General features: G+C 73.5%; 3 protein-coding genes. 2 read left to right on the top strand and 1 reads right to left on the bottom strand.

Going from position 1 to position 5,571, the window contains the following annotated elements:
• Positions 1-1,199: RecB family exonuclease (locus DW299_RS01375; RefSeq protein WP_136035370.1), on the top strand; the 1,199-nt coding region annotated here is incomplete at its 5' end.
• Positions 1,163-4,687, top strand: coding sequence for an ATP-dependent helicase (locus DW299_RS01370; RefSeq protein ID WP_240745282.1), 3,525 nt, complete (start codon positions 1,163-1,165; stop codon positions 4,685-4,687). The genes DW299_RS01375 and DW299_RS01370, both read left to right, overlap by 37 nt.
• Here the strand turns inward: DW299_RS01370 and DW299_RS18775 are convergent.
• Positions 4,633-5,571: protein kinase family protein (locus DW299_RS18775; RefSeq protein ID WP_168443050.1), on the bottom strand; the 939-nt coding region annotated here is incomplete at its 5' end. The two genes, DW299_RS01370 and DW299_RS18775, sit on opposite strands and share 55 nt — an antisense overlap.

The raw sequence follows: 5,571 nt of genomic DNA, 5'->3' as shown, positions 1-5,571 counted from the left end.
CGCGCGCCCGCGGCCGACTGCTGATCACGGCGGTCGACGACGACGACCTCACCCCCAGCCCGTTCTTCGGCTTCCTTCCGCCCCCGGAGCCCCCGGAAAGGCATGCGTCCGCGGAGCACCCGCTCACCCTGCGGGGCCTGGTCGCGCGCCACCGGCGCACGCTCACCACGGTGACGGCCGAGCCGCTGCGGCGCGAAGCCGCAGCGCAATTGGCGGTGCTGGCGCGGGAGGGCGTGCCGGGAGCCGACCCGGCCGAGTGGTACGGCGTGCGGCCGGCATCCACGCGGGCTCCGCTGCGCGACCTCGCGACCTCGGGTGCCCGCGTGTCGCCGTCGGCGGTCGAGTCGTTCGAGGAGTGCGGCCTGAACTGGGTGGTCTCGGCCCTCGGCGGCGACACCGTCATGCCCCCGACGGCGGGAATCGGCACGATCGTGCACGAGGCCATGGAGCGCGTGCCCGACGGCGACCTCGAGCGCATGCGGGCGATCGTCGCCGAGCACTGGCCGGAACTCGACTTCGAGACCGAGTGGATCGGACGCAAGGAGCGTCGTCGTGCCGACCTCTTCGTCGACCGGCTGCACACGTATCTCGGCGATGTCGCGCGCGACGGAGGCCGGGTGCTCGGCAGCGAGGTCGAGTTCCGGTTCGCGGTCGATGCCCGGGAGGGCGCGGAGGAGCCGACCGTGCATCCGGTCGACGAGGAGCGGGCACACCGGGCGATCGTGCACGGGTACATCGATCGGGTGGAGTCGTATCCCACCGGTGCGGGTGACCACCCGCACGCGCGAGGACGGGGATGGGAGCGCATGACCGGCGACGCCGAGGGCACGACCGTGGTCGTCGACCTCAAGACGGGCAAGACCGACCCGGAGACCGACGGTGCGGTGCGGGAGCATGCGCAGCTCGCGGCGTACCAGATCGCCGTGCAACAGGGGCTGGTGCCGGGTGCGACCCCGAGGTCGCTCGGCGGCGCGCGACTCGTGATCGTCTCGAAGACCCTGGCGAAGAGCGACTACCGCATCGCCCATCAGCACGCGCTCGACGGCGACGCGCGGCGGCAGTTCCTGCAGCGCGTGGCGGAGGTGGCGCGGGGCATGTCGGCCGCGGGGTTCACGGCCCAGGTCGAGTCGCACTGCGCCGACACGCAGCGCCGCGTGCACCCGTGCCGCATCCACACGGTCCCGGCGGTGAGCTCGTGACCGTGGCGGCGCCCGAGGTGGTGCTCTCGGCGACCGACATCGCCGCGGCGCTCGGCCTGCCCACGCCGACTCCCGCCCAGCAGGAGGTGATCGAGGCCCCGCTCGAGCCGGCGCTCGTGGTGGCCGGGGCGGGCAGCGGCAAGACCGAGACGATGTCGGCGCGCGTGGTGTGGCTCGTGGCGACGGGTCGAGTGCGGCGCGACGAGATCCTCGGGCTGACCTTCACCCGCAAGGCCGCCGGCGAGCTGGCGGAGCGGATCGGTGCGCGTCTCGCCGTCGTCGACGAGTACGGCCGACGGGGACTGCTGCCGCACCTGCCCGCGATCGTCCGCAGCGACGCCCTCGACCGGGTGGCGGAGGCGGCGTCGGGACGGCAGCGCGACCTGGTGCGCGCCACGGTCCTCGACGACCTCGCCCGTCGGTTCGACACGGGTTGGGACCCGGCAGCGTCGCGGACGGCGGAAGACCTGATGATCCGACCGCGCGTGTCGACGTACAACGCGTTCGCGGACGGGATCGTGCGCGAGCATGCGGCCCGGATCGGCCGTGATCCCGATGTCGCCATGCTCAGTCAGGCGGCGTCCTGGATGCTGGCGCGGGAGGTGGTGCTCCGCAGCGACCTTCCGCAGCTGGAGGAGATCGACTACGCGCTCGGCACGGTCATCGACGCGGTGCAGCGCTTGGCCGGTGACGCGCTGGACCACCGGGTCGACCTCGCGCTGGCCGAGCGCATCGCGGTGGAGCAGGCGCGCGCGTTCGAGCCGTACCGGAGCAACGCCGACGTCGAGAAGGCGGCGATCAACCTGCTGAGCCTGCCCACGCTCACCGCCCTGGTGCGCGAGTACATCGCGGAGAAGCAGCGCCGGGGGGTGCTGGACTTCGCGGATCAGGTCGGCGGCGCCTACGACATCGTGGAGTCGGCCCCTGATGTGCGGGCCGAACTGCGCGAGCAGCACCGCGTCGTGCTCCTCGACGAGTACCAGGACACCTCGGTCATCCAGACCCGCTTCCTCGCCGAGCTGTTCCGCGATACGGCCGTCATGGCGGTGGGCGACCCGCATCAGTCGATCTACGGCTGGCGTGGAGCCAGCGCCGACAACCTCTACGCGTTCTCCCGGTCGTTCGCGAGCGCGGGGGCGGTGCGCACGTACAGCCTGATGACGAGCTGGCGCAACGATCGGGGCATCCTCGACATCGCGAACCGGGTGCTGGAGCCGCTGCAGCGCCCCGGACTGGACGTGCCGCCGCTGGAGGCGCGTCCCGGGGCGGGTGACGGCGGCGTGGAGGTGCGCTTCCCGCTCACGGTCGATGAGGAGGCGGCGGCGGTGGCGGACTGGTTCGTGCAGCGCCGCGCCGCACACGACGCGGGGGAGGGGGCACGGGCCGGATCCCCGCACACGGGCGCGATCCTGTTCCGCTCGAAGCGTCACATGCAGACGTTCGCAGCGGCGCTGGCGGCCCGAGGGGTGCCGCACCGCATTCTCGGGCTGGGCGGCCTGCTCGCCACGCCGGAGGTGGTCGACGTGGTGTCCACGCTGCGGGTCGTGCACGATCCCACTGCCGGTTCGGCCCTCATCCGGCTGCTGACCGGACCGCGTTTCGGGGTGGGAGTCGCCGACATGGCGGCGCTGTACGACCTCGGCCGCACGCTGGCCGAGCGCGACACGACGATGCTCCCGCTCCCGGACGAGGTGCGGGTGCGGCTGCGTTCGTCGCGCGGAGCGGACGAGGCCGTGTCGATCGTGGACGCGGTCGACGTGGTGCGCGCGGTGCGAGACGACTACCGCCTGCTCGCGGCCATCACCCCGGAGGGCAGGGCGCGGATCCGCGCCGCGGGGGAGATGCTGGAGCGGTTGCGCCGCGCGTCGTCGCAACCGATCCCCGAGCTGATCCGTCTGATCGAGCTGGAGCTCCGCCTCGACATCGAGCTCGCCGCGAACGAGACCCGCGGACCGGCGCGGATCGCGGCGACGCAGTTGCGAGCCTTCGCCGACGAGGTCCGTGCGTTCCTCGCCGCCGACGACCGCGGCACGATCGGCAGCCTCCTCGCGTGGCTCGACAAGGCGGAGAGCACGGACGAACTGATGCCGCGCCCCGAGCCGCCGGAGCCGGGCGTGGTGCAGCTGCTCACGATCCACGGGTCCAAGGGGCTCGAATGGGATGCGGTGGCGGTGGTGCGACTCGTGGTGGACGAACTGCCCGGTCGCATCGCCGACACGTCGGGCTGGTTCGGGTTCGGCGTGGTGCCGTTCGAGCTGCGCGGCGACCGTGACGCGCTGCCGAGGTTCACGTGGGATCCGGAGGACGCGGTGGGGGCCGAGACCGATCCGGTCAAGCGGCAGAAGCTCGCGCAGGCCTCGCTGTCGGGCGGCGCCACCCAGGCGAACCCTCAGGGCGGCGCACTCAAGCGCTTCAAGGACGCCTACCGCGAGTACCAGCGCCAGGAGGAGCGGCGCCTGGCGTATGTCGCGATCACCCGCGCCCGGAGCGACCTGCTGCTGACCGGGGCGCACTGGGCGGGGCAGAAGGCGCCGCGCACTCCGAGCCCCTATCTGCTGGAGGCGATCGAGGTGCGGGGCCTCGCGCCGATCGATGGCGTGGACCCCGACGAGAACCCGTACGACGGTCCGGGTGCGACCCTGCACTGGCCGCTCGACCCGCTCGGCGCACGGCGACCCGTGGTGATGCCTGCCGCGGCGGCGGTCGAGGAGGAGCTGCGATCGGGCACCGCGACCCCCACGCCCGAGCTGCAGCGACTGCTGGCGGAACGCGAGGCCCGCCAGCGGGGCACTGCGGCGGACGCTCCGACCCGTGTCCCTGCGTCGCGCTTCAAGGACTACGTCACCGACTACGCGGGAACGCTCGCGTCGATCGTGCGCCCCATGCCGGAGCGTCCCTATCGGCAGACGCGCCTGGGCACGCTGTTCCACGCCTGGGTCGAGCAGCGCTCCGAACTGGTGGGGGTCGGCTCCCGCGTCGATGAGGCGCTGTGGGAGCAGGACGAGGACGAGCCGTTCGCCGATGCCGTGTTCGACGGCGCCGGCCCCGGCGCGGTGGCCGACGCCGCCGACCTCGCGGTGCTGCAGCGCACGTTCGAGCAGAGCGAGTGGGGGTCGTTGCAGCCGCTGGCGGTCGAGATCGAGATCGACTTCGCGCTCGGTGCGGGCGGGGAAGGGTACGAGGACGAGCGCGGACACATCGTGATCTGCAAACTCGATGCCGTGTACCGCCGCGCGGACCGTGGGGGCCGCCTCGAGATCGTCGACTGGAAGACCGGTCGCGCGCCCCGGACGGCCGAGGAGCGGGAGGAGCGGATGCTGCAGCTCGCGCTGTACCGCCTCGCGTACCACCGGCGCTTCGGGGTGCCGCTCGACGAGATCGACGTGGCGCTGTACTACGTCGCAGACGACCTCGTGATCCGCGGGGACCGGGTCTATTCGGAGGAGGAGCTCTTCCAGCGCTGGAGTGCCGCGCGCGCCGCCCGCTGAGCCTCTTCGGAGTCGTCCCCGTCGTCCGCGCCTCCGTCGTGGCCGCCCGGGGTGGGCGCCGCGTCGACGTCACGCGAGCCGTGCGTCCCCGCGAACCCGGAGCGCACGCCGGAGAGGTCCTCGGTGTCGAGCTCGACCGCGCTGAAGCGCGGGGCGTCGCCCGCCGGAGCCTCGGCGTCGCTCCGCGTCGCACGACTCCACGGCCTGGGCGCGTCCGCTTCTGCCGGAGTGGAGCCGGGCTCCGCGTCGTCCCGCGCCTCGGCGTCCGCGACCCACAGGTCGTCGGGGTTGTAGGCGTCGGTCTGCATGGACGTGTCGACCTCGGGCGCGCGGGCGACCGGGACCCGGTCGAGTGCCTCCATCGCGGAGTCCACGCCGCTGCGGCGCTCGGCGGTCGCGATCCCGCGGTCGCTCAGGCCCTCCGCGAGAGCGGTGAGCAGTGCGGCGGCGTCGTCGACGATGTCGGGGCGGTGCAGCGCGTCGCCGTGAACCAGCCAGCGCGCGAACTCGAGCTCGGCGAGCAGCCGGGCACGGGCGTCGAGCCCGGCGTCGGGGCCACGGTCGACGGTGCGGGCATAGGCAGCCTGCACATCGGTGGCGGCATCCGGCGCGGCCGACAGCCAGGAGAGGTCGACCGCGGGGTCGCCCACCGCGAGCCCGTGCCAGCCCACGAGCCCGGTGACCCGGGGGCCCTCGTGCGGGTCGTCGTCGAACAGGAAGGAGGTCGCCTGCACCCCGCCGAGGACGACGGTGGACTCGAAGCGCCACAGCTCGTCGTCCGCGATCGCGTCGCGCCAGCGCACGGTGAGCCGCGCGGGGACGCGGCCGGTGGCGGCGGCGGTGTCGACGAGTCGTTCGAGCTCGGCGCGGCTCTCGTCGGCGCT

It is taken from the genome of Microbacterium sp. K35, from assembly GCF_004794375.1.
In the GTDB taxonomy this organism is placed as follows: domain Bacteria; phylum Actinomycetota; class Actinomycetes; order Actinomycetales; family Microbacteriaceae; genus Microbacterium; species Microbacterium sufflavum.
This window is presented reverse-complemented; position numbering and strand designations above follow the sequence as displayed.